This is a genomic window from Candidatus Thiodiazotropha sp. AKAK3 (genome assembly GCF_058244645.1).
Genome location: NZ_JBSYOQ010000044.1, coordinates 1 through 25,218, shown reverse-complemented (window position 1 = coordinate 25,218; position 25,218 = coordinate 1). Strand labels below are relative to the sequence as shown.

At 50.6% G+C, this 25,218-nt stretch carries 22 protein-coding genes; 8 read left to right on the top strand and 14 right to left on the bottom strand.

Going from position 1 to position 25,218, the window contains the following annotated elements; genetic code table 11:
* Window positions 1-218 precede the first annotated feature (218 nt).
* Entirely contained in the window at window positions 219-1,082 is an 864-nt protein-coding gene (locus AC4IE7_RS08480) for an SDR family oxidoreductase (RefSeq protein WP_490776391.1), read from the bottom strand.
* 129 nt (window positions 1,083-1,211) lie between these two features.
* On the opposite strand from AC4IE7_RS08480, the gene AC4IE7_RS08475 reads away from it, so the two are divergent.
* A complete protein-coding gene (locus AC4IE7_RS08475; RefSeq protein ID WP_490776390.1) occupies window positions 1,212-2,234 on the top strand; it encodes a CDP-6-deoxy-delta-3,4-glucoseen reductase in 1,023 nt (340 codons plus the stop codon).
* A 310-nt stretch (window positions 2,235-2,544) separates the two neighbouring features.
* Here the strand turns inward: AC4IE7_RS08475 and AC4IE7_RS08470 are convergent, their stop codons facing one another.
* The 9 genes from AC4IE7_RS08470 to AC4IE7_RS08430 form a co-directional block, all read right to left on the bottom strand.
* Window positions 2,545-4,206: a sensor domain-containing diguanylate cyclase gene (locus AC4IE7_RS08470; RefSeq protein ID WP_490776389.1), complete on the bottom strand. Its 1,662-nt coding sequence runs from the start codon at window positions 4,204-4,206 to the stop codon at window positions 2,545-2,547.
* Between the two features lies 1 nt (window position 4,207).
* Entirely contained in the window at window positions 4,208-4,933 is a 726-nt protein-coding gene (locus tag AC4IE7_RS08465) for a c-type cytochrome (protein ID WP_490776388.1), read from the bottom strand.
* 243 nt (window positions 4,934-5,176) lie between these two features.
* Window positions 5,177-6,445 carry a heme biosynthesis HemY N-terminal domain-containing protein gene (locus tag AC4IE7_RS08460; RefSeq protein WP_490776387.1) on the bottom strand — a complete coding sequence of 423 codons (1,269 nt, stop codon included), beginning with the start codon at window positions 6,443-6,445 and terminating at the stop codon, window positions 5,177-5,179.
* A complete protein-coding gene (locus tag AC4IE7_RS08455; protein WP_490776386.1) occupies window positions 6,442-7,608 on the bottom strand; it encodes a uroporphyrinogen-III C-methyltransferase in 1,167 nt (388 codons plus the stop codon). Before AC4IE7_RS08455 ends, AC4IE7_RS08460 begins: the two co-directional genes overlap by 4 nt.
* A gap of 100 nt (window positions 7,609-7,708) precedes the next feature.
* Entirely contained in the window at window positions 7,709-8,476 is a 768-nt protein-coding gene (locus tag AC4IE7_RS08450; protein WP_490776385.1) for a uroporphyrinogen-III synthase, read from the bottom strand.
* A gap of 22 nt (window positions 8,477-8,498) precedes the next feature.
* Window positions 8,499-9,422, bottom strand: coding sequence for a hydroxymethylbilane synthase (hemC, locus tag AC4IE7_RS08445; RefSeq protein WP_490776384.1), 924 nt, complete (start codon window positions 9,420-9,422; stop codon window positions 8,499-8,501).
* 300 nt (window positions 9,423-9,722) lie between these two features.
* Window positions 9,723-10,325, bottom strand: a complete 603-nt coding sequence (locus tag AC4IE7_RS08440; protein WP_490776383.1) for a c-type cytochrome — start codon at window positions 10,323-10,325, stop codon at window positions 9,723-9,725.
* Between the two features lie 73 nt (window positions 10,326-10,398).
* Entirely contained in the window at window positions 10,399-11,136 is a 738-nt protein-coding gene (locus tag AC4IE7_RS08435) for a LytR/AlgR family response regulator transcription factor (protein ID WP_490776382.1), read from the bottom strand.
* Between the two features lie 12 nt (window positions 11,137-11,148).
* On the bottom strand, window positions 11,149-12,234 hold the full coding sequence (locus AC4IE7_RS08430) for a sensor histidine kinase (RefSeq protein WP_490776381.1): 1,086 nt from the start codon (window positions 12,232-12,234) through the stop codon (window positions 11,149-11,151).
* A gap of 200 nt (window positions 12,235-12,434) precedes the next feature.
* Between AC4IE7_RS08430 and argH the strand changes: the two genes are divergently transcribed.
* Both argH and AC4IE7_RS08420 read left to right on the top strand, forming a co-directional pair.
* The gene (gene argH / locus AC4IE7_RS08425) at window positions 12,435-13,829 is read left to right on the top strand and encodes an argininosuccinate lyase (protein WP_490776380.1); all 1,395 of its coding nucleotides are present in this window, start codon (window positions 12,435-12,437) and stop codon (window positions 13,827-13,829) included.
* Entirely contained in the window at window positions 13,826-14,203 is a 378-nt protein-coding gene (locus AC4IE7_RS08420) for a VOC family protein (RefSeq protein WP_490776379.1), read from the top strand. Before argH ends, AC4IE7_RS08420 begins: the two co-directional genes overlap by 4 nt.
* A 75-nt stretch (window positions 14,204-14,278) precedes the next feature.
* On the opposite strand, the gene AC4IE7_RS08415 is transcribed toward AC4IE7_RS08420, so the two are convergent.
* Entirely contained in the window at window positions 14,279-14,872 is a 594-nt protein-coding gene (locus AC4IE7_RS08415; RefSeq protein ID WP_490776378.1) for an EF-hand domain-containing protein, read from the bottom strand.
* Between the two features lie 247 nt (window positions 14,873-15,119).
* Window positions 15,120-16,727: an ABC-F family ATPase gene (locus AC4IE7_RS08410; RefSeq protein ID WP_490776377.1), complete on the bottom strand. Its 1,608-nt coding sequence runs from the start codon at window positions 16,725-16,727 to the stop codon at window positions 15,120-15,122.
* Between the two features lie 257 nt (window positions 16,728-16,984).
* Here AC4IE7_RS08410 and AC4IE7_RS08405 point away from each other — a divergent pair, with 257 nt between their 5' ends.
* The 3 genes from AC4IE7_RS08405 to AC4IE7_RS08395 all read left to right on the top strand — a co-directional run bounded on the left by AC4IE7_RS08405 (window position 16,985) and on the right by AC4IE7_RS08395 (window position 18,819).
* Window positions 16,985-17,341, top strand: a complete 357-nt coding sequence (locus tag AC4IE7_RS08405) for a nucleotide pyrophosphohydrolase (protein WP_490776376.1) — start codon at window positions 16,985-16,987, stop codon at window positions 17,339-17,341.
* Window positions 17,342-17,455: 114 nt separating this feature from the next.
* A complete protein-coding gene (locus tag AC4IE7_RS08400; RefSeq protein ID WP_490776375.1) occupies window positions 17,456-17,626 on the top strand; it encodes a rubredoxin in 171 nt (56 codons plus the stop codon).
* Window positions 17,627-17,661: 35 nt separating this feature from the next.
* Window positions 17,662-18,819, top strand: coding sequence for an FAD-dependent oxidoreductase (locus tag AC4IE7_RS08395; RefSeq protein WP_490776374.1), 1,158 nt, complete (start codon window positions 17,662-17,664; stop codon window positions 18,817-18,819).
* Here the strand turns inward: AC4IE7_RS08395 and AC4IE7_RS08390 are convergent.
* Window positions 18,790-19,347, bottom strand: a complete 558-nt coding sequence (locus AC4IE7_RS08390; protein WP_490776373.1) for a DUF1415 domain-containing protein — start codon at window positions 19,345-19,347, stop codon at window positions 18,790-18,792. The two genes, AC4IE7_RS08395 and AC4IE7_RS08390, sit on opposite strands and share 30 nt — an antisense overlap.
* Complete coding sequence (locus AC4IE7_RS08385) at window positions 19,337-20,152, bottom strand: MOSC domain-containing protein (RefSeq protein ID WP_490776372.1); 816 nt, start codon at window positions 20,150-20,152, stop codon at window positions 19,337-19,339. Before AC4IE7_RS08385 ends, AC4IE7_RS08390 begins: the two co-directional genes overlap by 11 nt.
* A gap of 146 nt (window positions 20,153-20,298) precedes the next feature.
* Here AC4IE7_RS08385 and AC4IE7_RS08380 point away from each other — a divergent pair, with 146 nt between their 5' ends.
* Both AC4IE7_RS08380 and AC4IE7_RS08375 read left to right on the top strand, forming a co-directional pair.
* Entirely contained in the window at window positions 20,299-21,408 is a 1,110-nt protein-coding gene (locus AC4IE7_RS08380; protein ID WP_490776371.1) for a PilT/PilU family type 4a pilus ATPase, read from the top strand.
* 498 nt (window positions 21,409-21,906) lie between these two features.
* Window positions 21,907-25,017 (top strand): EAL domain-containing protein, encoded by a 3,111-nt coding sequence (locus tag AC4IE7_RS08375; RefSeq protein WP_490776370.1) that lies wholly within the window; start codon window positions 21,907-21,909, stop codon window positions 25,015-25,017.
* Window positions 25,018-25,218 lie beyond the last annotated feature (201 nt).

Below are 25,218 nucleotides of genomic sequence, written 5' to 3'. Positions count from 1 at the left end.
GGCATGGCCCCACCCTACCCGTATTGGCGTAGGGTGGGGCCATGCCCCACCAAAAGCTTGCCGAAAACGCCAACAACCACATACAACCTTCACAATTTCATAAATATCTCAGCAAGGTAGCCTGGATGGAGCAAAGCGGAATCCGGGATGGTTGGTGCGTCGTTCCCCCTACGGTCTATTCGTCGTATAGCCTCCCCACCCCCATTCGATTTTTGGATTCACTCTATACAGGCGGGCAATCCTTGTTCCAGTTCCGGGTAGCGCAGACTGATCCCCAACTCCTCGATCATCTTGCGGTTGCTGAGTCTGCGTGACTCAGCGAGATAGGAGAGCATGCCTGGTGAGAGTTGGCTTTTGGCCTCATCAAGGGTGATGACCGGTGGTCGAGGCAGCTGTAGAAAGTCTGCAACCCGATTGAAATAGCGGGTCATACTCTCCGGCTGGCCGTCACAGACATTGTAAATCGCACCATCAATACCTTTTTGCATCGCTGTGTGGGCTATCTCAACCAGATCCAGAGAGTGAATATGGTTGGTAATCGGTGCATCTTTTTCTGCAACCATCGGCAAACCCTTGCGCAATCGTTCCAGTGGCAATTTTCCAGGCCCATAGATACCGGCAACCCTGAGGATCACCAGCGGTCTGCCACTCTGCTCACTCCATAACTGCCATCGTCTCTCTGCATCCAGGCGTCGCTTTGCCCGGTCTGCGGTTGGCGATGTTTCCCTGGTCTCATCCACCCAAGCCCCCTGACAGTCACCATATACTCCGCTGGTACTGAGATAGACCACTTTTCCCGGTTGCGCGCCGTCGTGGAAAGCATCAATCAAACCGGCAACCCGCAAATCCTCGACACCGCTCGATGGGGGGGGCGCGAAGTAGAAGAGCTGTTCATCCTCATCGGAAAAGGGCTCTTTTATCGCCCCATCGAGGTCGACCTGGGAAGCGGCAATCTCCACTCCTTCAAGACGCTCAACACTGCCAGATGAGCGCACCCAACCGGTTACATCTACGCCCATCTCTCTATACATCAATGCCAGGCGGGTGCCTATATCACCACACCCAATAATCGTCACACCCATAACCCAAAGGACTCCCGGTTTAATTCCTGAGCAAAATAGGAGAGAATTCCCGCCTAAATAATTTGGAGATGAGTTGAGATAACAATCCAACAACTCCAGTTTCAGCCATTTTAAACAACAGAGTAGCTCATGACCCATAAAGTGCAGGTTGAACCCAGCGGCCACCAGTTTACCGTAGAGGATGATGAGACCATTCTCGACGCGGCTATCAGACAGGGTATTAACCTCCCCTACGGCTGCCGAAACGGTTTTTGCGGTGACTGCCGGGCAACCCTCTCAAATGGCCAGATCAACTACCCTAATGGGCAGCCGCCAGTCATGAGCGATAATGAAACCGACATCTGTTACACCTGTCAGGCTCATGCTCAATCGGATATCGCTATAGGCGTCTCTGAGATTATTCAATCACAGGATATACAGACCCGAATCATGCCCTGCAAGATCGACCGTATCGATCGCCTGAACGATGATGTCATTCTCCTCAAATTAAAACTACCTGAAGGAGAGCGGTTACAGTTTCTGGCAGGACAATATCTCAACTTTATCCTCAATGATGGCAGTAAACGCGCCTTCTCTATAGCCAATGCCCCCCATGATGATGATTTCATTGAACTGCATATCCGGCATGTATCCGGGGGTGCTTTTACCGACCATCTGTTCAATGGCATGAAGGAGAAGACCATCCTGCGCATTGAAGCTCCCTTGGGCAGTTACTATTTAAGGGAGGAGTCGGATAGACCCATTATTCTGATGGGCGGCGGCACGGGATTCGCACCCTTAAAGGGCATCATTGAACACGCTTTCCAGATTGGAGTCAGTCGCCCGATGCATCTCTATTGGGGGGTTCGCGCCCGCTCTGACCTCTATTTACCGGATCTGCCTGAGCAGTGGGCAGCACAATACCCAAATTTCAGCTATACACCGGTGCTCTCTGAGCCTGATCCCGACTGGCAGGGGGAGACTGGCTGGGTACATGATGCGGTTGTAGCAAACTATCCCGATTTAAGTGCTCACGAGGTCTACATGAGCGGACCACCGCCGATGATCCATGCGGGAAAGGAGGCCTTTCTTACACACGGCCTATCTGACGAAAAACTCTACTCTGACTCGTTTGAATATGGTGCCGCAGCAGTCGCACAAAAAAGCGGCTAGATAGAAGTGAGTCTGGGTATTATTAACCCGGCGACTAAGTATGTTGAGTTTAGTGGTTAAAAAACTTACAACTCATCAGTAGCATAAATAGGTGGGAGAGAAACGCCCCTCTCCCCTTGTGGGAGAGGGGGTGAATAAACACCCTATTTTACCCAGCAATCAGCAAGATAAATATGAACGATCAGTGTGGTTTTATTTTTCAACCACATGTAACGCTTCGCGTACACCCTCTCCCCAACCCCTCTCCCGTAAAGGGAGAGGGGCTTTCAGAGTTGTTCTGAGAAGATTAAGAGGATGCGGTCTCGGCAAATCACACAGCATTGTCTGTAGTGCCGTCATTGATGACCACCTGGTTTCTCCCATTACGCTTGGCCTGAAACAGGGCCTGATCTGCTCTGACTATAATATCCTGATAGCTATTGTCGTGCTCATTAAAAGCGCTGACTCCAATGCTGACAGCAACCGGTATTCGGAGCAGTTCTTTCTCATAGGCTGTGTCAGCGACCAGCCTACAAATACGCGCTGCCAGTTGCTTGGCGCCTTTGAGGTGGGTTTCTGGCAACAGAATGAGAAACTCCTCTCCCCCATATCTAACCAGTATATCCTGCCCCCTGATAACCTCGTTCAGGATCCCCGCCACATGGCATAAAACCTCATCACCTATAGTGTGACCGTAGCTGTCATTAACCTTTTTGAAGTGATCCAGGTCGAGCATCATTATCGATAACTTCCTTTTGAAGCGCTCTGCTCGCCGAAACTCTCTGGTTGCTACCTTATCCAACTCTCGCCGGTTAGCCAGACCGGTGAGGGCGTCTGTGGTTGCGAATTGCTGCAGCTGTCGATAGGCCAGCTTTTTTTGTACTAAGTTCCTTGCAAAAAAGAGGCTGATCACTGCAGTCACCATAAATAGCAACATATAGGTAACCGCTGACACAATCAGACGCTTAAAGGTGAGCTCTTCGATCTTCTCTTTGGATATATGGGAGAGGTAGATCCAGTAGCGCCCCCCCAAATTCTCATTCAAAGATGGCTGTAAGTCGTCAAACTCCAAATTCTCTAGGGTGCCCTGCTTACTCATATCCAGGGGATAGGTCTTTTGAAAAACAAACAGGCCCTTGTCTGAAAAAAACGATCCTTTATCACTGGAATTTATGGCGGACCACACATCAGGATAATCGGTTGCAAACGTCTTCTCCTGGCCGTACATAAAACCCCATAACTGCTCTTCTGGCGCACCCAATAACCAATGCCCGTCACTATTCAGCATTACTGCATTACCCATCCTGACTTTAAAGATCTCACTAATACGTAGTAAAAACTCATCGGGATTGTAGTTGATTATGAGTATGCCTTGTTTCACCCCATAGCCATCAAATACTGGTGTAGCAAAACGAATGGTAGGTCTGACAGGTTGCTCTACAACGCCATTTTCAACATTCAGGTCGAGAGGAGAGATATAGATCGAACCCTGATTGAGTTTTATCGCCTCTTTGAAGTAGTAACGCCCACTTTTATCCTGAAGTTGAAACCTCGGCACAATCTCCTGTTCACCTTCCCGGTTGTTGATTCGTACGATCTCCTTTCCGTTGGTATCGAGATATCGGATCTGTAGATACTTGGGCTTTCTACGGGCAAACAGGGAGAACTCTCTGGCTGTCTTTATCCAGTTTTTCCTGCTTGAATCATGTAGATAGTTTTTCAGAGTTTCGCCTTCCGTAAGTACCATCAGGTCAGATAGCTTTTGCACGAAAATCATAGATGTCAGATGGCTGGCATTGGTTAGTGCAGCCTCTTCACGAATCAGAGCGGTTTGTAGTTCATATTTTTGGGTTTGGTTGGAAAACGCATAAAATATACCCGCCAGCAACAATGAGACAGGTAAAAACAGCCAAAGAAAGCTTACAAACAGCTCTCTTTTCTGAGAAAAGCTTTTTTTAACATCAAGGCTTACCCCTAAAGAGTGATCGCTCATCTTATTCGCCAAATGCTTTAGCACGATTGCGATCTTTCCAGGTAAAGGGGGAACGCCTCTCCTCACTGGGTAACAGTCGGGAAATGTAATCCGACAGGGCCTTCAGCTCCCGGGGCGTATAATCGCGGATAACCCCCATCATCTCTTTATTGGCATTGCGGCGCTTACCATTCTGAATCCAGGTCAGCTGACGTAACAGATAGAGATAGTGCTGCCCCTGAATCAGTGGGTAAGCTTTTGTCTGCTCACCTTCTCCCTTTGTGCCATGACAATCTGAACATTGCTCCTTGTAGAGCTGTTCACCATAGGCCAGATCTTCCCCTGAACCTTTACCCGTGGCAGTGGTCATTTTAAGATTTTCAATATAGAGCGCCACATCGGCGATGGACTGAACGCCGCCAATCTCTTCTGGAATAGCGAAGGGGTACATGGATGGATTGTCACGGTTTTTGGCTCGGATATCGGCCAACTGCTTGATCACGACGCTACGGTGCTGGCCCGCTATCTGTGGATAGGCACCATTTGGGGTACCCCATCCTTCAGGCATATGACAGACTGCGCACTCTTCGTAGATCAGTCGCCCTTGTTCAAGATTCCCTTCAAGCAAAAGTGCAGCAGCACCCTCATCATTTTTATCTGATGAATTCCAGCCAGCGTATGAAGTAAAACTGAGGAGAACTACCAAACAGAGAGACAATAACCGCTGCAGTGGAATTGAACCAGTCACTATAGACAATGCCCTCGGGGGATTTGCTCGTTAAAGAGACTCGCAATTCCACTTTGCTGACAGTCATTAAAACTAGTTATTAACCCGGCACCTTAATAGGCCATGTTCAGCCGAAGTGTGCCTCTCTTGTTAATTACAAATAGACAGGGGCTTCAAATGTCCCCTTGCTGGGTGTTGTGGAGCCAATCATACACGCTCCCAGCATACCCCTACAATTAGTCACTATATTATTTTACAATTTTTTTAAATCCCCTCAATTAACGAGGTCTGCCTGACAGACTCAGGACTATTGCTCAATGCTGGCCTGGTATCGATCGGTGGCAGGGCACGCTGCGGCTCCTCATGATCTAAGCAGAGGCCTTCGCGGAAACACTGCATAGCCTTATCTGTTTCACCAAGACGCTCGAGCAACAGCCCCAGCTGCTGATAGGACTCTGCTGTCGGTGCAATGCCGATACTGGCCTCCAGATAGCTGCGGCCTTTTCCCCATAACTTATTGAGCAGTGACAACCTGGCCAGGGTAAGCAGCAATACAGGATCCTCAGGATGCTGTTTCAACCAAACCTCTGCTGTTGCCAGCTGGTGAGCAGGATCAGCAAGTACAATCTGACCATATAGGGCAACCAGTTCACTACTCCACTCACGTTGAAGGGAAGCGGCTATCAACGGCTCCACCCTGGAACCAGCGCCCAGGGCCATCATATATCTGGAGTAATCGAGTAGGATTCTCTGTTGCTGACGCACTGTCTTGGGTATAAGCTGCCAGTAGTTGACCAGACTCTCCAACTGCATCGATTCCTGTTTCAAACGCTCGCTGTGAACTCTCGTTTCCAGCGCATGAAACTCCTGCTCACTGATGACTTTTCTGCGCTTCAACTCAGGTAGCATCTCCTCAAGTTTTTGCCACTCACCAAGATTCTCGTAGAGCTTTTTCAGCAACGTCATAACGTAGCTGTGTTTCGGCGATAAGGTGCGTACATGCATCAGTGTCGCCAATGCCTGCTCATACTGCTGGTGAGCCAGTTGCAATTCAGCCTGGGTAAGGCCCACGGCGACATCCGCAGATGGCATGCTCTCATGGGCCAGGTGCAGATAGTCATCCCGACGTTCATGCTCACCCTGCAGCTGAGCTGCCCGGGCAGCCGCGAGGTAGTTCAGAAGTGGCGTTTCTGACTGGGTGGTAAATCGGGTCAGGTGGCGCTCTGCAACCTTCCAGCGCCCCTCAGCCAACTCTACCAGGCCGCGGGTCAGAGCCTGTTGAGCGCGAACAACCCGTCTTTTCTGGCGCCAACCTGCAATCCGATCCGGCATACTCCAGACATGGATCAGGCTTCTTATTGTCACATACAACAGCAGAAACAGGGCCAATACCGCTAAGGCAAACAGCGCCAGGCTACCCTCTATAGTCCACTCTCCATAGCCAATCAGCACGTAACCATTGTCCTGTTTGACCCACAGAGAAAGAACTACCGCGCCAAGCAGGGCAATAAAGGAGGCTATCAGGGTTCTCACTGCCCGCCCTCCTGATTCAGCTGTTGTCGTTTCTCTTGTAACAGTCGTAGTGAGGCTGTGATATCAGGAAGCACTGGGGCTATATCCCGAGCTGTAAGCGCCTCAATCTGACTGCGAAAACCGCTCACAGCCGGGTCATCCAGCAGGAAATAGTCTTCTAACCATTTCATAGCGGCGTTCAGATTATCGGCATAGAGTGTAACTTCACGCCCCATCAGAGCCGCTTTGGCATTCTCGAGCTTGAGGCGCAGATTTTGTAGCAGAAAGTAACGTTGCTCAGGTGGCAGCATGGCACTTATCGGCCGGTCATGATGACGAATGACCATCATCGATTTGAACCCCTGCCAAAGGTCATCGATGACCTGCTCCAGGGCGATGCTTTGTGAACCAGCCCCTTCAGTCTGTTCATCGTCCTGAGTTTTATTCGGAGTCAGGGCAATACCCTCATCCCGCAAGGGCAGCTGGTCAACCTGATCCGCCAATGCGCTCAACTCGGCGCTTATACCCGCCTGATCGACAACAGGCACGGCCTTGAGCTGTGTCATCTCCCGTGCCAGCTGCTCTCTGACCCCAGACCATAGCGGATCACCGCTGGCGCTGAGTCGCTCATCTGCAGATTTCAACGCCTCCAGGGAGGTGGCTGCATCACCCATCAGAGTAAGTCGGTGATTGGCCACACGCAGCAGGTATTCCGCCTCGGCCACGCGCCACTGCCCCTCCCGACCACCGAGTCGGGTCTGAATCTCTGAGAGGGAGCGATAGAGCTGGGTATCCTGCTGTTTGGACGCCTCTTTGGCCTCTTTAACCCGCTCTGCCTGCTGTGCCAGCTCCTCCTTCTGAGCGGCGATCTGCTTCTGCTGCTGATCTATGGCCAGGTAGGAATTCTGCAACCGCTCGGCAAATTTGCTCTGCTGTTGGTTGGCTGCTGCCAAGTCACTATCCAGCTGCTCCAGTGTCGCCTTCATCTCTACCCAATATCGATAACCGAATATCAGTGCCACAATGACAGCAGTCAAAGCGAGAGCAGCCATAATCAATGGCAAACGGGAGACGTTGGACTGACGTGAAACCGTCTCCAGAACCTCAACTTCACCCTCTATTGTCTGGTCGAAATCTTCGTCCTTACCGGATGATATGTTTTCACCCTGTTGTTGTTCACTCATCGGCTTGTTTAATACCTTTTGTTACTCTGCTAGCAGGTGCTCTATTACCAACTCATGCAGTGAATCATAGATTGCCTGTTACTACTTGACTGCTAAAATCTTACTGGAAGTTCCTCTCAGTCCATCCACAGATTGCTCTCATAATTGACGCATCATCCGCGCCCTCTGCCCTGACTATTTCATTAAAACCTAACCGTTCTGCTTGCTCTACCATACGCTCACTGATGACCATTAGCGGTGTCTTGGTAAGCTGCTCCGAACCACCCTCTCCGAACATGGCAACCAGGTTATTCAGAACCTCTTTACTGGTCGCTGTCACCAGCTGCATCTCCTCGGGCCAGCGAGCCAGCAGCGAATCAACCGGGGTTTCGGGTTTGACGCGCCGATAAACCTCAGCATAACGCACTTTGCCGCCCCTCGCTTCAAGGGTATCTCCAAGCAGAGCTCTGCCACCCTCTCCTCTTACTATCAAGATTTGCTGATCTTTTAACTGACTCAATTCAGGCAATGATAACAAGCCTTCACTGTCGTAACCTTGACCGGGTATCAAATCCACTCTTAAACCAGCCTCTCTCAGCAACTGCCCTGTGGTGGCGCCTACAGCACCTATACCCTTGCCCTGCCATTCCGATATCGGCACTAGTTCCAAAGCATAACGCACCGCATTCGGACTGATAAAGATCACCCAGTCCCACTGTTGCTGTATTAATTTTCGCGCACCAGCTGAATTCTGAACTGGCCAGATCTCTATTCCAGGCAGCTCAATCGCACGACCGTGGCACTCATGAATCATACTCACCAGCCCCTTGGACTGATGAGCAGCACGGGTTACCAGAATACCGCACCCCTTCAGATTACATTCACCCATATCGCACTAGGGCCTGTTAACACTAATCGTATAGCGCCTCTAGAATTGAGCCCGCGCCCCACTCCAGCAGTCGCTCAGCCAGACCGACACCCATCGCTTCGGCCTCTGCTACTGTCCCCTCGACTTCGCCGCGAATGATGTTACTGCCATCCGGCTCACCCACCAGGCCACGCAACCAGAGATTACCCGACTCCAACATCGCATAGCCCGCAATAGGTACCTGACAACCACCATTGAGTCTTTGATTCATAGCCCTTTCCGCCATCACACACGCCGCAGTCTCGGTGTGGTGCAGTGGTGCAATCAGTTCATTCACCCGCTCATCGTCCGCTCGACACTCGATGCCAACTGCGCCCTGGCCGATGGCAGGAAGACTCTGCTCCGCACCGATAAAGGCGGTTATACGCGCCTCAAACCCAAGACGTTTCAATCCTGCTGCTGCGAGGATGATGGCGTCATACTCACCATCATCGAGTTTGCGCAGTCGGGTATTGACGTTTCCCCGCAGCGATTTGATCTCCAGATCCGGCCGCTGTTCTGCCAACTGAGACTGACGCCGAAGACTGGAGGTGCCGACACAAGCCCCCTGCGGCAGCTCAGTGATGTTCTGATAGCTATTCGAGACAAAGGCGTCCCTGGGGTCTTCCCGAGACATGATGACGGCCAGATGCAGACCGGGTGGCAACTCTACCGGCACATCCTTCATGGAGTGCACAGCGATGTCCGCTTCATCGGCCATCAATCCCTGCTCCAACTCTTTGATGAAAAGCCCTTTACCACCGATCTTGGCCAGGGGTGTATCAAGAATCTTATCCCCTTGAGTGGTCATACCCAGCAACTCAACCTCAAGACCCGGGTGGGCCTTTTTCAGCTCAGCGGCAACATGCTCAGCCTGCCACATGGCGAGTGGTGATTTACGGGTTGCGATTCTTATGGTTTGGGGCATGGATGAAAGACCTCGAAATTTACTGCCTGACAGCTGGAAAAAACCGGCTGAAAAGTCACATTTAGGGATGCTTTGTACAACTCTCGCAGCGCCATCTTACGAACTGCAACTTATGCTTCGGGCGTATCACTCCAGGTCAGTGATCAGCGACTACTGACCCGTGGCCCTCGATGCAAAAACTGCTTGCTCACAAGCTGATTCGGGCGGAATTATTCACAGCCTCCTTACGGATTAGTCACCTATGCTAAAGCCTGCAGGGGTCCTGCGCAATTTTCACCTGAAGAAGCGTTCATTCCGAATCTACGGCTTGCCTTTTCCATAGTAGTGTATCAGCGCTTCCAACCCCTGCTTGCCATGGCGTCGTATCAACAGGCTCAACTGGCGACTCATCTCATCATCCCCTTGATTGATACCGATAACATAGTCCCGTATCGTCCAGCGAAGATAGTTCATCCAGCGCCCTTGCAGTAGAGGGGCACCTTTATCCATCGGGTGATCGGTGTCGCCATGGCACTCTCTACAGTAGCGCCGATGCAGTTGTCGCCCCTTATCAACCAGTTTCCAGTCGGTATCCTGTTTCTTGACCAGGAAGGGCTGACTGCTGAAATAGTCGGCCATTGCCTCTAGCTGCCTTCTGTCATAAGCCGCCATCAAGCGATCCATGATGGTGCCAAAGCGCCCACCATAACGATATGCAGCCAATACTTTCAGCAAATAGTCCCGTGGCAATCCGGCGATTGAGGGTATCTCGGGCGCCTGGCTATAGCCCTGAGGGCCATGGCAGGGAAAACAGGGTTGAACCAAAGGCGGAGGATAGAGGGTTGGCTCAGTGGAAGCCTGACTTTCATCTCTATCTTCAGCTGCTGCTGAGAGGGGAAGTCCGAGAAGCAGACAAATAGACAAAATCGATCTGTAATTCTGCCTGACTATCGATTTTATGAATCCTGAAAGTAAATGGAACAAGTTAAGAGCTTCCTCAAGGTGCCTTATCAGAACCTCTTATGATACGTCGCACTTCAGGCAAATGACGCCTACTGATCTCCAAAGTTTCATCACAACCCTGCATCACTGCCCTGCAGATTCCATCGCGCCCCTTTTCCAGTCCGGTCAGATATCTTCTCGCCACTAATGCATTCCGATGGATGCGCAGCAACCAATCACCATACTGCTCCTGCAAAGCCTTCAGGCTCGCCTCCAGCAACAGCTCCCCATCGCTATGACGCGCCACTACATACTTGGAGTCAGCCCGCAAATAGATCACCCGATCCAGAGATACGGTGGTCAATCCACCCCGAAAACTGGCCTTTAATTTAGGAACAGCTTGCTCCTCTGCTGCGGCATTCACCTGGCTGCGGGTGAGTCGCTGACAACGTACCAGCGCTTCCAGCAGACGCGCTTTACGCACTGGCTTTACCAGGTAATCCTGGGCTGCGGTCTCGAACGCTTGCAAAGCATGCTCTTCATAAGCCGTGGTAAAGACCACAGCGGGCGGTTCATCGGTATCAGCCAGTTGGCGAGCGGCCTCCAGACCATCCATTGCAGGCATGTGGATATCCATCAACACCACGTCCGCCCCCAGTTCATGAAACAGGGCAAGTGCCGCCTCCCCATTTGCCGCTTCACCCGACACTTCATAAGGTGCACCGAGCTCCTCTATCAGTGACAACATGCGCTCTCTTGCCAAAGCTTCATCATCTACGATTAAAATCTTCACCCTATCTCCCTACTAATCCCACCAGGGATGGGGAAACACCAGCCGTACCTGGTGCTCCCCCTCCACAATAGACTCAGTCAGACTCGCTTCCAGATCAAAAACTCCGGCCAGGCGGGCGCGAATATTCTCCATCGCGAGTCGATTACCTTGCCTCTGGCTCTTCTGATTGGCCTCTGGCAAGCTATTTCGAATACTCAGATTGATGCGTTTGCGACGATAGTGCCCAGAAATCGTAATCTTGCCACCAGATGGTGAAGGCTCTATGCCGTGATAAACGGCATTTTCCAGCAAAGGCTGGAGAATCAGGGGGGGAATCATCGCATTCTCAGGAAGCGCTTCAAGCACCCACTCCACCTCAAGCCGATCTCCAAGTCGAAAGTGTTCGATGCTCAGATACTGGCGAGCCAGGGAGAGCTCCTTCTCCAGGGTGGAAGAACGCCCGGCATCCCCCAGAGACTCACGAAACAGATCAGCCAAATCCAACACCACCTCTTCTGCCAGATTGGGATCAGAGCGGGTCAGACTGGCAATGGTGTTCATGCTGTTAAACAGAAAATGGGGGCGTATGCGTGAGTGCAGGGCCTGTAAGCGGGCACTGTTTTCCGCCTCTTCCTGGCAGCGCCAGAGGTGTTGCAGATAGAGATAGTGCAGTACAAGCACACCAACGATGGCACTGATAACCGTTGCCCGGAGCAGCAGGTCATAGATATCGCCACCAGAGCGCCGCAACGCCGCCTCCATGCCGACATCCAGCCAGAAGATGAGGCCGAAAACAACCAGTGTCATAGCTATCAGTAGCAGAAATGCAACCAGGCCTGCCCACCAGTTCCCCATCCGGTTGAGTGGATTACGCAGCAGACAGAGCAGGCCGGCACAGCTGAGCCCAACCCACTGAACAATAAGCGAGATAGGACTCAGCTGAGAGAAAAAATCCTGCAAACGGTCTACTGCAGCCAGGGCCAACAGAATAGCCAGCAGCTCACCGATCACCACCACCGCAAAGACTGCGCGAATGGCACAGAAATTCGGCAAAAACAGCACCCTGCCCCGCTCTGGCGGCACTGCTCTCTTCTCTTCCTGATGCACTTCCTTAGGCATATCCTCTACCGATCCAAAACTGAAACCTAACTGCGACTCGCGGCCAACTGAATTAGTGTTAACGAGCCCAAGTTCTAACCAACTGTTTTTTCTTCACTATACAACAAACCATCCCAGATTGACTCAGCAATGCGGCCAATCCCACCCCCTGCTATAATCCGCGCTGTTTCCACATCTGAATCAAATCAGGATTGTTCTTCATGAGCGACGATCACCCATCAGCCAAACCCTGGTCCGGCCGTTTCAATGAGCCTACTGACACCTTTGTCGAGGCTTTTACCGCCTCAGTAGATTTTGACCAAAGGCTCTACCAGTACGATATTCAAGGCTCCATAGCCCATGCCCGTATGCTGGCTCAGCAAGGCATTCTGAATAATCAGGAGCGCGACGACATCATCCAGGGCCTGGAGCAGATCAAAACACGTATCGCCAGTGGCGAATTCCAGTGGTCAGTGGCCCTGGAAGATGTGCATATGAATATCGAATCGGCGCTTACCGAAGCTATCGGCATTGCTGGCAAGAAACTTCACACCGGTCGTTCCCGCAACGACCAGGTCGCCACCGATATTCGTTTGTGGCTGCGTGATGAGATCGCCAATTTGAGTTTATCCATCACTACCCTGCAAAAGGCACTGCTCGATAAAGCCGAGCAGGAAGCGGATACCATATTACCTGGCTTCACCCATCTACAGACGGCTCAACCCGTCACTTTCGGTCACCACCTGATGGCCTGGTTCGAGATGCTCGATAGAGATCGTGAACGCCTCGCCGATTGCCAGAAACGAACCAATATCATGCCCCTTGGCGCTGCCGCACTGGCAGGCACCACCTACCCGATCGATCGTCAGATGACTTCAGATCTACTCGGTTTCAGCGCCCCGGCTGAGAACTCTCTGGATGCGGTCTCCGACAGAGATTTTGCGATCGAGTTTTGTGCCGCAGCGAGCATCCTCATGATGCACCTCTCTCGTTTTTCAGAAGAGTTGATCATCTGGTCATCAGCCCAGTTCGGTTTTGTTGAACTCTCAGACAGCTTTTGTACCGGCTCCTCGATCATGCCGCAGAAGAAAAATCCCGATGTACCAGAGCTGATCCGGGGTAAGACTGGACGAATTTATGGACATTTAATTGGCCTGCTGACCCTGATGAAGAGTCAACCCCTGGCCTACAACAAGGACAACCAGGAAGACAAAGAGCCTCTGTTTGATACCGTCGACAACCTCAAAGGCTCACTTAAGGTCTTCGCTGCCATGATCCCCGCTATCAACTGCAGAAAAGAGGCGATGCGTCAGGCGGCCATGAAGGGCTTTGCCACAGCTACCGACCTGGCAGACTATCTGGTACGCAAGGGCATCCCCTTTCGCGATGCTCACGAAGTCGTTGGCAAGGCAGTCGGTTTTGGCGTCGCAGAAAACCGCGACCTGTCAGAGATGACACTGCAGGAACTTCAGCAGTTCTCCATGGAAATCGATCAGGATGTATTTGATATTCTGACTCTAGAAGGATCAGTCGCAGCAAGAGACCATATTGGCGGCACAGCACCAGAGCAGGTCCGCCAGGCCATTGATCGTGCCCGCAAGAGAGTTGCTCAGTGATCAGTCAGCTGCACCATGTCAGCCTGTTGGTTTCAGACACTCAGCGCGCACTCGATTTCTACTGCGACCTACTTGGATTGACTCAGGATAGTCAACGCCCTGACCTGGGCTTCCCGGGGGCCTGGCTACAGATCGGTGATCAGCAGATCCACCTGTTGGAACTGCCTAATCCAGACCCAGTTGAGGGCAGACCCGCACATGGTGGGCGGGATCGTCACACCGCCTTTCTGGTCGACGATATCGAAACGGTCAAACTTAAGCTCGAACAAGCAGGAGTTCCCTACACTTTAAGCCGTTCTGGCCGTACCGCCCTGTTTTGCAGAGATCCGGATATGAATGGCATTGAATTGATAGAGATCAGCAGAAGCCTTTAGTGCCAGCGCTCTCTTTGCATTAATTACCTTGCCGACACCAGACAGGCCATGCTGGTGCCGGAAGGAAATACGCAGTTATTGTTTGCTCATTTTCTGGCGACGTTGAGACTGATGGGCGGCAAACTCCTCAACGCTGACCACTCCATCCCTGTTTGTGTCGATATCCACAAATTGAGGCGCATTGCTGAGATTTCTCATCATGTAACCTTGTTTAGCCCTGTTACTGATTCGCTCGGTTCTGGCTTCAGCGAACTCCTTTTCCACAATTAAGCCATCACCATTCAAATCGAAGTCAGAGAAAGACGGCATATCTCTCCCCATTCCCATACCTGGCCCCATGCCACTTCGCTTCTGCATCTGCATCCTTTGGCCAGAAGTTAACTCTTGCTGATTTATCTGGCCATCACTATTGGCATCTAATGCAGTAAAAGAGGGGGCGGTGGCAGCACCACGCATAGGTCTGCCTTCAGCCGCAGCAGATGCCATTCGCTTTCCACGAACCGTATTGAACTCCTCCTCACTGATAAGATTGTTTCCATCAAGATCAAATGCCCCAAAGGGTATGGGGCCACGAGCAGGAATCTCTTCCGATTGCAGGTTGATTGTCGAGAAGCTGCTCACTATCGCAAACAGCAGCCCAAATGATATCTGTTGCCTCAGTGGCTTCATAATTCACCTCCGTTGATGTTGCTGGAGTCCCTAGGGCCTGCAAGAGCCATAACTAATAGGCCACTAGGCAGGTCATTAAAATAGTACGCCAAAAAACAAAAGGGTTAATGGCTAAATATCATTGACAACCTGAAAGGCTCACTTAAGGGCACCAAGCATTGTTCTGCCGGGATCCTGATCAGAATGGTGTTGAACTGATTGCCGGAGATTAAGTTCTCTCAGGGTGAATCTGCTTCTCTGCCAGTGACTACAGAGCATGACTGGCGCGAAATTCATCGCTGGCCAGAAACTCATCGTAACTACCTTGAAAATAATTCAGCTTGTTATCTTTGATCTCGATAATTTGTGTAGCCAGCGATGAGACAAACTCTCGGTCATGGCTGACAAATATCAGGGTGCCTTCGTAGTGCTCCAATGCAAGGTTTAATGCTTCAATGGCTTCCATATCCAGGTGGTTTGTCGGCTCATCCATAATCAGCACATTGCTATCTGTCATGATCAGCTTGCCAAACAAGAGTCGATTCTTCTCCCCCCCCGAACAGACTTGTACTTTCTTATCAAAGTCGTCAGCAGAAAACAGCAGGCGGCCCAGCGTGGCACGTACCACCTGATCATCATGGCTGGGTTTGCGCCACTGAGACATCCAATCAAACAGGTTCAGGTCATAACTGAAATCGTCGGTACTATCTTGCGGACAGTACCCTAAGGTCGCATTTTCAGCCCATTTCAGGGTGCCACTGCTGGGAGTGAGTTCATCCATCAGACAACGTAGCAGACTCGTTTTACCGGCACCGTTCTCACCAATGATGGCCAGCCGTGTACCTGCATCAAGGATCAGATTACCTTGGCTAAACAACGGCTCACCGCCATACCCAACACTTAGGTTCTCCAAAGTCAGCGCCTGCCGATAGAGCTTTTTCTCTTGCTTAAAACGGATATAGGGTGACATTCGGCTGGATGCCTTGATTTCATCCAGGGTAATTTTCTCTATCTGTCTCGCCCGTGAGGTAGCCTGCTTGGCCTTGGAGGCATTCGCCGAGAAGCGGCTGACAAACTGCTGAAGATCAGCGATTTGCGCTGACTTCTTCGCATTCTGAGCCTGCAACCGTTCCCGTGCCTGTGTCGATGCCGTCATGAAGTCATCATAGTTACCTGGGTAGACACGCAGTTCACTGAAGTCGATATCGGCCATATGGGTACAAACCGAATTCAGGAAGTGGCGGTCATGGGAGATAATCACCATGGTGCTCTTGCGCTCATTGAGCACAGTTTCCAGCCAACGAATGGTGTCGATATCCAGGTTGTTAGTTGGCTCATCCAGCAAAAGGATATCAGGGTCAGCAAACAAGGCCTGCGCAAGCAGCACACGCAGTTTCCAACCGGGAGCCACTTCACTCATCAAGCCAAAATGCAGCTCTTGTGCAATACCGGCACCTAGCAGAATCTCACCAGCTCGGCTCTCTGCACTGTAGCCATCCATCTCTGCAAACTCCATTTCCAGATCTGCCACTCTCATACCTTCCTCTTCCGACAATTCCGGCAGAGCGTAGAGACGATCGCGCTCCTGCTTGACGTCCCACAACCTGGCGTGTCCCATGATCACCGTATCAACAACTGTGTACTGCTCAAAGGCGAACTGGTCTTGATGCAGCTTGCCAACGCGCTCGTTGGGATCAATGGAGACATTGCCGGCGCTGGGAGCCAGACTGCCATCGAGAATCCTCATAAAAGTAGATTTGCCGCATCCATTGGCCCCAATCAGGCCGTAGCGATTACCGCCACCGAATTTAACAGAAATATTCTCAAAAAGAGGCTTGGCACCAAACTGCATGGTGACATTGGCGGTGGTTATCAAAGGGGCATTCCTAAATAATAAATGAGTAATAGGCGGGAGATTGCTGAATCAACGCCCAACCCTTGGTGGGATGGCTGAAAATCGCGCGAATAGTAACAGTTTGAGGGTGGTGTGTGAAACCACCCTCTAATTTACATACTAACCAGGCCATAGATATTAATACCTATGGCCTGGTTAGTAAGTAACACTTGATCCACACCAACATACCCTCCACCATTATGCGCATATCTGCATTTCTCCGAGACAGGAAAACAGCCATGTCACAAGACTCTCTGGACAACCTCAACAAGCGACTTAAAGCATTCGCCCAAAGCCGTGACTGGGAACAGTTCCACACGCCAAAAAACCTGGCTATGGCGATGATTGCCGAATGTGCTGAGCTGGTGGAGCATTTTCAATGGCTAACCCCCGAACAGAGCATGGATCTCTCCAAGGAGAAACATGAGGAGGTGGCGCTGGAGATGGCCGATATCCTGATCTATCTGATCCGCTGCGCCGAGCGAATGGATATCGACCTGATAGCAGCGACAGAGCGAAAAATTACCATCAATGAGGCCCGATATCCTGAGGAGAAAGTCCGAGGCGACGCCCGTCGGGCTTCTGAGTACGACTGATTCGAATAGCAAATCAGTCTCTTTCCCCAAACTTTACAGGGTGGAGTCAAACTGAGACTCAAGCTATCTTTTACAAAACCCTTTAGACTACTCAGGAATAGAATGGGAGAGACCATGAAGAAGTATCAATGTATTGTATGTGGCTTTATCTATGACGAAGCTGAGGGTATGCCCGAAGAGGGTATAGTTGCTGGGACACGCTGGGGGGATATCCCTGACGACTGGGAGTGTCCCGAGTGTGGGGTGAGTAAATCTGACTTCGAAATGGTTGAGATGGTCGCCTGATAGAGTAAACCAACAACAGATTTAAGAATAACAACATGGATAAAATTTTGATCCTGGGGTCTGGCCTGGCCGGCTACAGTCTGGCCCGAGAGATTCGGGCCATCGATGATCAGGTTCCACTACAGATGATTACTGCAGATGCCGGGGATTTCTACTCCAAGCCATTGCTCTCTAATGGATTGGCTCAGGGTAAAAGCGCCGACGACCTGATCAACGCTTCTGCCGAAACGATGGCAGAGCGGATCGATATGACAATCGAGCCTCACACTGTTGCCTTACAAATCATCCCTGAAGCACAAAAAGTAGTCACTAACCAGGGCGAGAGATCCTACTCATCCCTGGTTCTGGCGCTCGGGGCACGACCCATTGTGCCGGTGATGAGAGGCGATGCTGTAGATCAACGCATCACTATCAACAGTCTGTACGACTACCGCAACTTTCGACGGCAACTACCCGACCCGCCAGCCCACATTGCCATAATCGGCCCAGGCCTTATCGGTTGTGAATTTGCCAATGACCTGCTCGGATCAGGTTACCGGGTAAGTCTGATCGGACCCGATCCTCACCCCATAAGTACTCTACTGCCGGAAATCACAGGCAGAGCCCTGCAAGAGGCTATGACCCTCGCCGGTGCCGCTTGGCATCTGCGACAGACCGCCGCAATCATGGACCACTCTGCCGGCGGATTTAAGTTAACCCTGACCGATGCCTCTACCCTGGATTGTGATCTGGTGATCTCCGCTGTAGGGCTGCTGCCGGAGATGCAACTGGCCTCATCTGCCGGATTGACTACTGGGCGTGGTATAAAAACAGATCAGCTTTTATGCACCAGTAACAGCAACATCTTTGCTTTGGGTGACTGTGCTGAAGTTGCGGGGTTAAACCTGCCCTATGTGATGCCCATCATGAACGCTGCCCGCGCTCTGGCAAAGACCCTCACAGGTAATCTGACAAAGGTTATCTATCCGGCCATGCCGGTGGTGATTAAAACACCTCTGCACCCGATAGTGATTGCGCCACCCATGGCTGGAGAGCCAGGAGAGTGGCAGAATCAGCAGGATGATCAAGGCACCCGGTGTCTGTTCAATGCCCCAGATGGCAGCTTGCGGGGATTTGTCTTAAGTGGCGGCCATCTGGATCAGAAGCAGACCCTGGCCAAGCAACTACCGCCGATGCTCGAAGCAACGACTTAGTCGTTGTTTCAACGCCTCCAATCCCATCTCCTTCAGCAGTGCCACATTACGCTCAGGAATAAGCTCCGGATCAGGATAGCTTTTCAACGCCTGCTCCAATGAGACCTCCCTTATCAGGTGAAACATGGGATATGGGGAGCGGTTGGTATAGTTGCTCGGATCATCTTCATCACACCCTTCAAACTGATAATCAGGGTGAAAACTGGCCAGTTGGAATACCCCCTCCAAGCCAGCCTCGGGTATTACTGACTCTACCGCCTGGAGTAGATCCAGGTAGTCATCAAAGGACTCCAGCCCCTGAGGCACAATCAGCAGGCTTGCTTCAGCCTCCTCCTCGCTGAGGCCGTACAAGGTTTCAAACTCAGTCAACACAGAACGGTAGATTCCATCCATATCCGATTCTGCACAGACCGCATAGCGTATGCGCCCGGCTTTCACCGGGACAGCGGCAAATGGGCAGAGGTTGAGCTCTACCACAGTACCCTCAACCCAACGCCGGGTTGTTTCCAGGACAGCATCACTGTTCATCACGACTCTCCACTATCTCCACTGGCATACCCACCCTGAGTTCGCCAGGCTGATCATGTAGCAGATTTTGACCAAAATAGACCTGATTCCCACGCCGCCGATATCTAGCCAAGGTTACCAGGGGCTCACGCCCCTTGGTGCCCGTCAGAGGATCAACCGTTGTGATAGCACAACGAGAACAGGGTTTTACAAGTTGCAGTACCATACTGCCAATTTTGATCGTTGACCATTGATCTTCTGCATAAGGGGAACAGCCGGAGACTACCAGGTTAGGACGAAACCGCTTCATCGTAACCGGCTCACTCAAGCGACTGTTCAAATCATCCAGCGAGGCCTCAGAAATTAACAGCAGAGGAAATCCATCAGCAAAAGAGGTGTGGTGTTGGGGATTCGCATAGCGCTGATCCACCTGGCGTCTCACATCATCAGCCATGTGAACCAGCTGGCATTCAACACCCAGAAACTGACTCAACCAGGCATCAGCATCTTGCCCCACCGGCGTTGCTTCACATCGATCTCGCCACACCTCCACCTCAACTCTGGGATCTCTCGGATTGGGCCTGCTGACCCTTAAAGGAGAGATCTCTGGCGCAGACAGGCTGATCCCAAAGTCATCAACTGAAACCTGGATCAAGGCCATACGGGGCAACGACCGCTGTGACAAAAAGCGCCCTTCAGGATCCACCACCATCCAGCGACGATCATCTACCAGACCAAACCCATCCAGTTTTGCCTGGGTGAGATCCAGACCGGATAGAGATTTCACCGGATAGATATGAATGGCACTCAATTTAATCTGATTCACATTTAATCCTCCTGAATGAGGACGGTTTCATGACAAAGGGGAAATTCAAGCTACATTCCTACAGATATCTGCCGATACGGATTCAGATACTAAACTATTCCATCATATGTGAACGACTAGCGTACGTCAGCTCAGGAGGAGAACCTATGGATATCGTGCCTTATTTAAAACTGATGGTGCAAAAAAATGGCTCGGATCTATTTTTTAGTACTGGTGCACCACCAAACCTGAAAGCAGAGGGCGAAACACGCCCAGTAGGCACATCCCCCCTACAGACGGGCCAGGTAAGAAAACTGGCCTACGGCATCATGAGCGATGATCAAATCAAAGAGTACGAAGCGACCTTTGAGTGTAATCTCGCAATTTCTGTCAGTTCACTCGGACGTTTTCGCGTCAATGTCTACCGCCAGCGTGGTGATGCTGCGATGGTGATACGTTACATCAAAGGCGTCATCCCTCCGGTCGAAAAACTCAACCTGCCGGTAATCCTGAAAGATTTGATCATGGAGCCCAGGGGGCTGATCCTGGTAGTTGGCGCCACTGGATCGGGTAAATCAACCACACTGGCGGCTATGATTGAGCATCGCAACCAGAACCGTACCGGTCATATTCTTACCATCGAAGATCCTATCGAATACCTCTATACCCACAAAAAGTCTGTGGTGGATCAGCGTGAGGTAGGGCTGGACACCCTCTCCTACGAAAACGCACTGAAAAATGCCATGCGTGAGGCCCCGGATGTGATTCAGATTGGTGAAATTCGTGAAATGTTCACCATGCAACATGCGATTGCTTACGCAGAAACAGGTCATCTCTGTCTCTCGACACTGCATGCCAACAATGCCAATCAGGCCCTCGACCGGATAATCAACTTTTTCCCCGATACAGCTCATCAACAGCTCTATATGGATCTCTCGCTGAATCTTAAAGCGGTTGTCTCTCAACGCCTTGTCAAGGGCAAGAACGGACAGCGCATACCCGCTGTAGAGATTCTGCTACTCACCACTTACATCTCCGAACTGATTCAGAAGGGTGATGTCCACACAATAAAAGAGGTTATGGAACAGGGTAACGAACGGGGTATGCAGACCTTCGATCAATCACTCTATAAGCTCTACCAGGAAGGCAAAATCACCCTGGAAGAGGCGCTTGCCCATGCAGACTCGCGCAACAACCTCTCATTGAAGATTCGCCTCTCCGACACCGATGGCATATCAGCCCCAGGAGGCCTGGGCGTGGCAGAGGATCAATTCTGATTTTGATCGTTCGATCAGTAAGGCACTCGCTCAGTCCCATGAAATAGAGCGGGTGCTGCGTCATTTCACCACAAATAACTATAGAAATCGGGTGAAATGAGATAAATACCACAATTAAACAACCGTGAAATAAGAGACAATATAGGTCACTGCACTAGAATAATACAAGGTATTCGAATCAATTCAGATGGACTTGGTCGAATGGAAAGAGAAGAGGACTCTCGCGTTGAAAATCAAACAGGTAGACAATCAGCAAACGGTTCAACTAACTAGCCAGACCATAAGCCCCACTCTAGTGTTTATAGAGTCTCCAGCAAAAGAGATCAGTCTCGAGTCACGTCGCTCGGGATTGGCTGCATGCTTCGTTTCACTGACATCACCTATCGATTCACCGCCCCCTATTAATCCAATTATCCAACCCATCCCTATTTATATTTTACGCAATGGGGCAAAACATGAGTACAAGGTGTTGACCAGTCATACCCCTGGAGCAACGCCATGAAATCAGTTCGATTTTATTTGGCGCTGATCATTTTAATTGCCCTTGAAGCCTCTATCCTGCTTTTCAACTACGGGCGGGAGGTTACCCATCATCTGGCACTGCTTGAGGCCACACGCCAGACCGCTGTTGCCAGTGTTCTTGACAGCTATCAGCGTATTATCGAAGTATTCTACGATGAACGGTTTAACCAGCCCCCAACTGCAGCGCTACTTTCCAAAGCGGCAAACAACGGAGAGAAGGATCAGGACGAAATAAGAGAGCGTCTCTACAATCGCTTTATCTCAAGTTACGAGAACCTACAAAGCAAAGGCATACAATCACTGCAGTTTATCCTTGCTGACGGACAAAGCTTTCTTCGCTTCGAGAATCCTGGATTGCATAGTGATCAGCTAATGAGTCATCGCCCGATGCTGAAGAGTGTCATGAATGGCTTCCCCCAAGGCGGGATAGTTGAGTACGACCCGGTCTATCCCAGTTACCGCTTTGCCTTTCCAATCAAACAAGATAATCTTGTTGTCGGCATTGTCGATCTTGGGGTCTCTTTCGAGGCAATTCGTAACTCATTGATCAAACTCGACAGCATGGAGAACACCCACTATTGGCTGTTATTAAAAGCGAGTAATTTCGCATCGGTTATGCCCCCCGAAGCAAAAAGTCACTATCGCAGCTCAAACCTCGACCAAAAATTTCTGCTGGAAAAGCTGCAGACCGATGAACAACACAGTAAAAATCTAAGCAGGATAGAATCCTACTTGCAATCGAATCCTGAACTGCAACAAGCATTGGAATCTGAACAAGGATTCGCTTCAGAAATCTGTCTACAAACCAACGAATGCTATACGGTCAGTCTTCAAGACCTTCGCGACAGCAATCAAAACACAACAGCATATATTCTAAGCTACTCAACGGCTGATCAGTTGCGCCAAATGAGAAGCTCACATCTGACTGTTTTCCTATTGGGCAGCATTCTGATCTCAATTGCATTGTATATCTTTAACCGCTGGTTACAGATAACCCAGCGACTACGCACCATTTCAGATCATATGGCAGAAGGGCTATATGTTACCGATACCACAGGCAAGTTATTGTATGTAAACCCTACAGCTTGTGAAATCCTGAAATACAGCAGAAGCCAATTGATTGGTCGCAACGTACAGGATCTTCTCTATAGCGATAAACGTGGCAGACCAGTGCAGCGCGATACAAGTGCTATTCAGAAACATAATCTCAGTGGTACAAATTTCAGAAGTGAAAATGAACACTTTCGATGCCAGGATGGCAGCACAATCAGAGCCAGCGTGGTCTGCTCTCCAGTATGGAACAATGGCGCGCTCTCAGGCTCAGTGGTTCTATTTCGAGACATCACTCACGAGTATGAAATTCAACGAAGGCAACAGCGGAGCGATATCGCGCTTAGCTCTCTCGCTGAAGGTGTTATGGTGACCGATGCCGAAGGAAGGATTGAAGCGGTAAACAAAGCATTCAGTGAAATCACAGGCTATCAGGAACATGAGGTTCTTGGAAAAAATCCACGTCTAATGAAGTCAGGGCAACATGATGATGATTTTTATAAAAGCATGTGGGAGCGACTGATTCTAGAGGGCGAATGGGAAGGGGAGATCTGGAATCGTCGCAAAAACGGGCAGATCTATCCAGAGCTACTACGAATCACCAGTGTCATTGGTAAGGATGGCAATATCACTGAGTACGTAGCAACTTTCAGCGACATCACTGAAAAGCGCCAGCATGAAATGCAGCTCCACCAGCTGGCCTATACCGACCCACTAACCAAACTGCATAATCGTACTGCATTTATCGAGACCTTCGGCCATGCATTGGCTCATGCTCAGCGCCGTAAAACCCGCTGCGCACTACTCTATCTTGACCTTGATCGTTTCAAGAAGATTAACGATACCCTTGGTCATGATTTTGGAGACAAAGTACTGCTGGAGAGCGCCCAGCGCCTTAACCAGGCTGTGCGCAACGAAGATGAAGTGGCGCGATTGGGTGGGGATGAATTTATCGTACTACTGGAGGACATTCGCCAAGACGATGCCGCTGCCAGGGTTGCACGTAAAATAGTGAGTCTACTGGGACAACCGATTAACCTGGAACCCCATACACTGCATGTCACTGCAAGTGTTGGTATTGCCATTTATCCTGATGATGGCAATGACTTAACTACGCTGTTAAAGAATGCTGACGCAGCAATGTATATGGCCAAGCGTGAAGGTCGGAATGGCTTTCACTATTTCACCTCAGCCATGGCAGAAAAAGAGGAGAATCGATTTAAACTCGAGATAGACCTGCATACTGCATTGATGAATGATGAATTTCTGCTCCAATACCAGCCTAAAGTCAATCTGCCGAGTGGTAAGACCATTGGCTATGAAGCTCTGCTCTATTGGCAACATCCTAGACTTGGACTCCTTTCCGCTGGCGAGTTTTTAAGTGTCGCTCATGATGCCGGAGTAATGCGGGACATCACTCATTGGGTGATCAATGAGTCATGCAACCAAATGCTGGAGTGGCTCGACCAGGGTTTAGACCCGGGTCGAATGGCGATTAATATTGATACACATACTTTCAACAGCAGTGATGCCTACGATCAGATATGCCGAACAGTTGAACTCGCCGGTATCAGTCCCAGCCGCATTGAGTTGGAAATAGCTGAAAGCGGACTACTGGAAAAGCCTGTTGATGACCCATTTTGGGAGCAACTTATTCAACTCGGCTACACTCTCTCTATCGATGATTTTGGCACAGGTGTCTCCTCTCTCCATCGACTGATACACCTGCCGGTAACCACACTGAAAATCGATCAATCGCTGATCGGGGGTATTCAACATGATGAAGACGATTGCAGTATTATCCGCACCGTAGTTGCAATGGGAAAAGGCCTGGGTTTAAACATATTGGCGGAAGGCGTTGAGAATCAAACACAACTCGATTTTCTCTGTGAAATTGGCTGCGATCAAGGCCAGGGGTTCCTTTTCGCGAGGCCACAATCTTCTGTCACCATTACCGATTCATTAACCCGGCACCTTGATAGCCATGCTCAGCCGAAGGATGCCTGCCTGCAGCAAGGCATCAAAACGCCACTGTAGTACGCTTTGGTGGGGCAGGGCCCCACCCTACCTGCTGGGGTAAAGTGTAGGGTGGGGCCATGCCCCACAAGGTGCGCTCTAAAAAGAGAGTAACACTATACAAATCAGCCTACAGCCAGTTTTGATAACGCAGGCAGTAGCCACTTAGGCCTCTCTTCTTAGACCTAAAAAAATCAGCGGTACTAACTATTTTTGTGACAT

Excerpts from the sequence above, each read along its gene's own strand:
- AC4IE7_RS08430 (WP_490776381.1), bottom strand. The coding sequence starts at position 12,234 with ATGCCTAAGGAAGTGCATCAGGAAGAGAAGAGAGCAGTGCCGCCAGAG.
- AC4IE7_RS08395 (WP_490776374.1), top strand. The coding sequence starts at position 17,662 with ATGGATAAAATTTTGATCCTGGGGTCTGGCCTGGCCGGCTACAGTCTG.
- AC4IE7_RS08380 (WP_490776371.1), top strand. The coding sequence starts at position 20,299 with ATGGATATCGTGCCTTATTTAAAACTGATGGTGCAAAAAAATGGCTCG.
- AC4IE7_RS08470 (WP_490776389.1), bottom strand. The coding sequence starts at position 4,206 with ATGAGCGATCACTCTTTAGGGGTAAGCCTTGATGTTAAAAAAAGCTTT.
- AC4IE7_RS08390 (WP_490776373.1), bottom strand. The coding sequence starts at position 19,347 with ATGAACAGTGATGCTGTCCTGGAAACAACCCGGCGTTGGGTTGAGGGT.
- argH (WP_490776380.1), top strand. The coding sequence starts at position 12,435 with ATGAGCGACGATCACCCATCAGCCAAACCCTGGTCCGGCCGTTTCAAT.
- AC4IE7_RS08480 (WP_490776391.1), bottom strand. The coding sequence starts at position 1,082 with ATGGGTGTGACGATTATTGGGTGTGGTGATATAGGCACCCGCCTGGCA.
- AC4IE7_RS08475 (WP_490776390.1), top strand. The coding sequence starts at position 1,212 with ATGACCCATAAAGTGCAGGTTGAACCCAGCGGCCACCAGTTTACCGTA.
- hemC (WP_490776384.1), bottom strand. The coding sequence starts at position 9,422 with ATGCCCCAAACCATAAGAATCGCAACCCGTAAATCACCACTCGCCATG.
- AC4IE7_RS08450 (WP_490776385.1), bottom strand. The coding sequence starts at position 8,476 with ATGGGTGAATGTAATCTGAAGGGGTGCGGTATTCTGGTAACCCGTGCT.
- AC4IE7_RS08455 (WP_490776386.1), bottom strand. The coding sequence starts at position 7,608 with ATGAGTGAACAACAACAGGGTGAAAACATATCATCCGGTAAGGACGAA.
- AC4IE7_RS08375 (WP_490776370.1), top strand. The coding sequence starts at position 21,907 with ATGAAATCAGTTCGATTTTATTTGGCGCTGATCATTTTAATTGCCCTT.
- AC4IE7_RS08405 (WP_490776376.1), top strand. The coding sequence starts at position 16,985 with ATGTCACAAGACTCTCTGGACAACCTCAACAAGCGACTTAAAGCATTC.
- AC4IE7_RS08400 (WP_490776375.1), top strand. The coding sequence starts at position 17,456 with ATGAAGAAGTATCAATGTATTGTATGTGGCTTTATCTATGACGAAGCT.
- AC4IE7_RS08415 (WP_490776378.1), bottom strand. The coding sequence starts at position 14,872 with ATGAAGCCACTGAGGCAACAGATATCATTTGGGCTGCTGTTTGCGATA.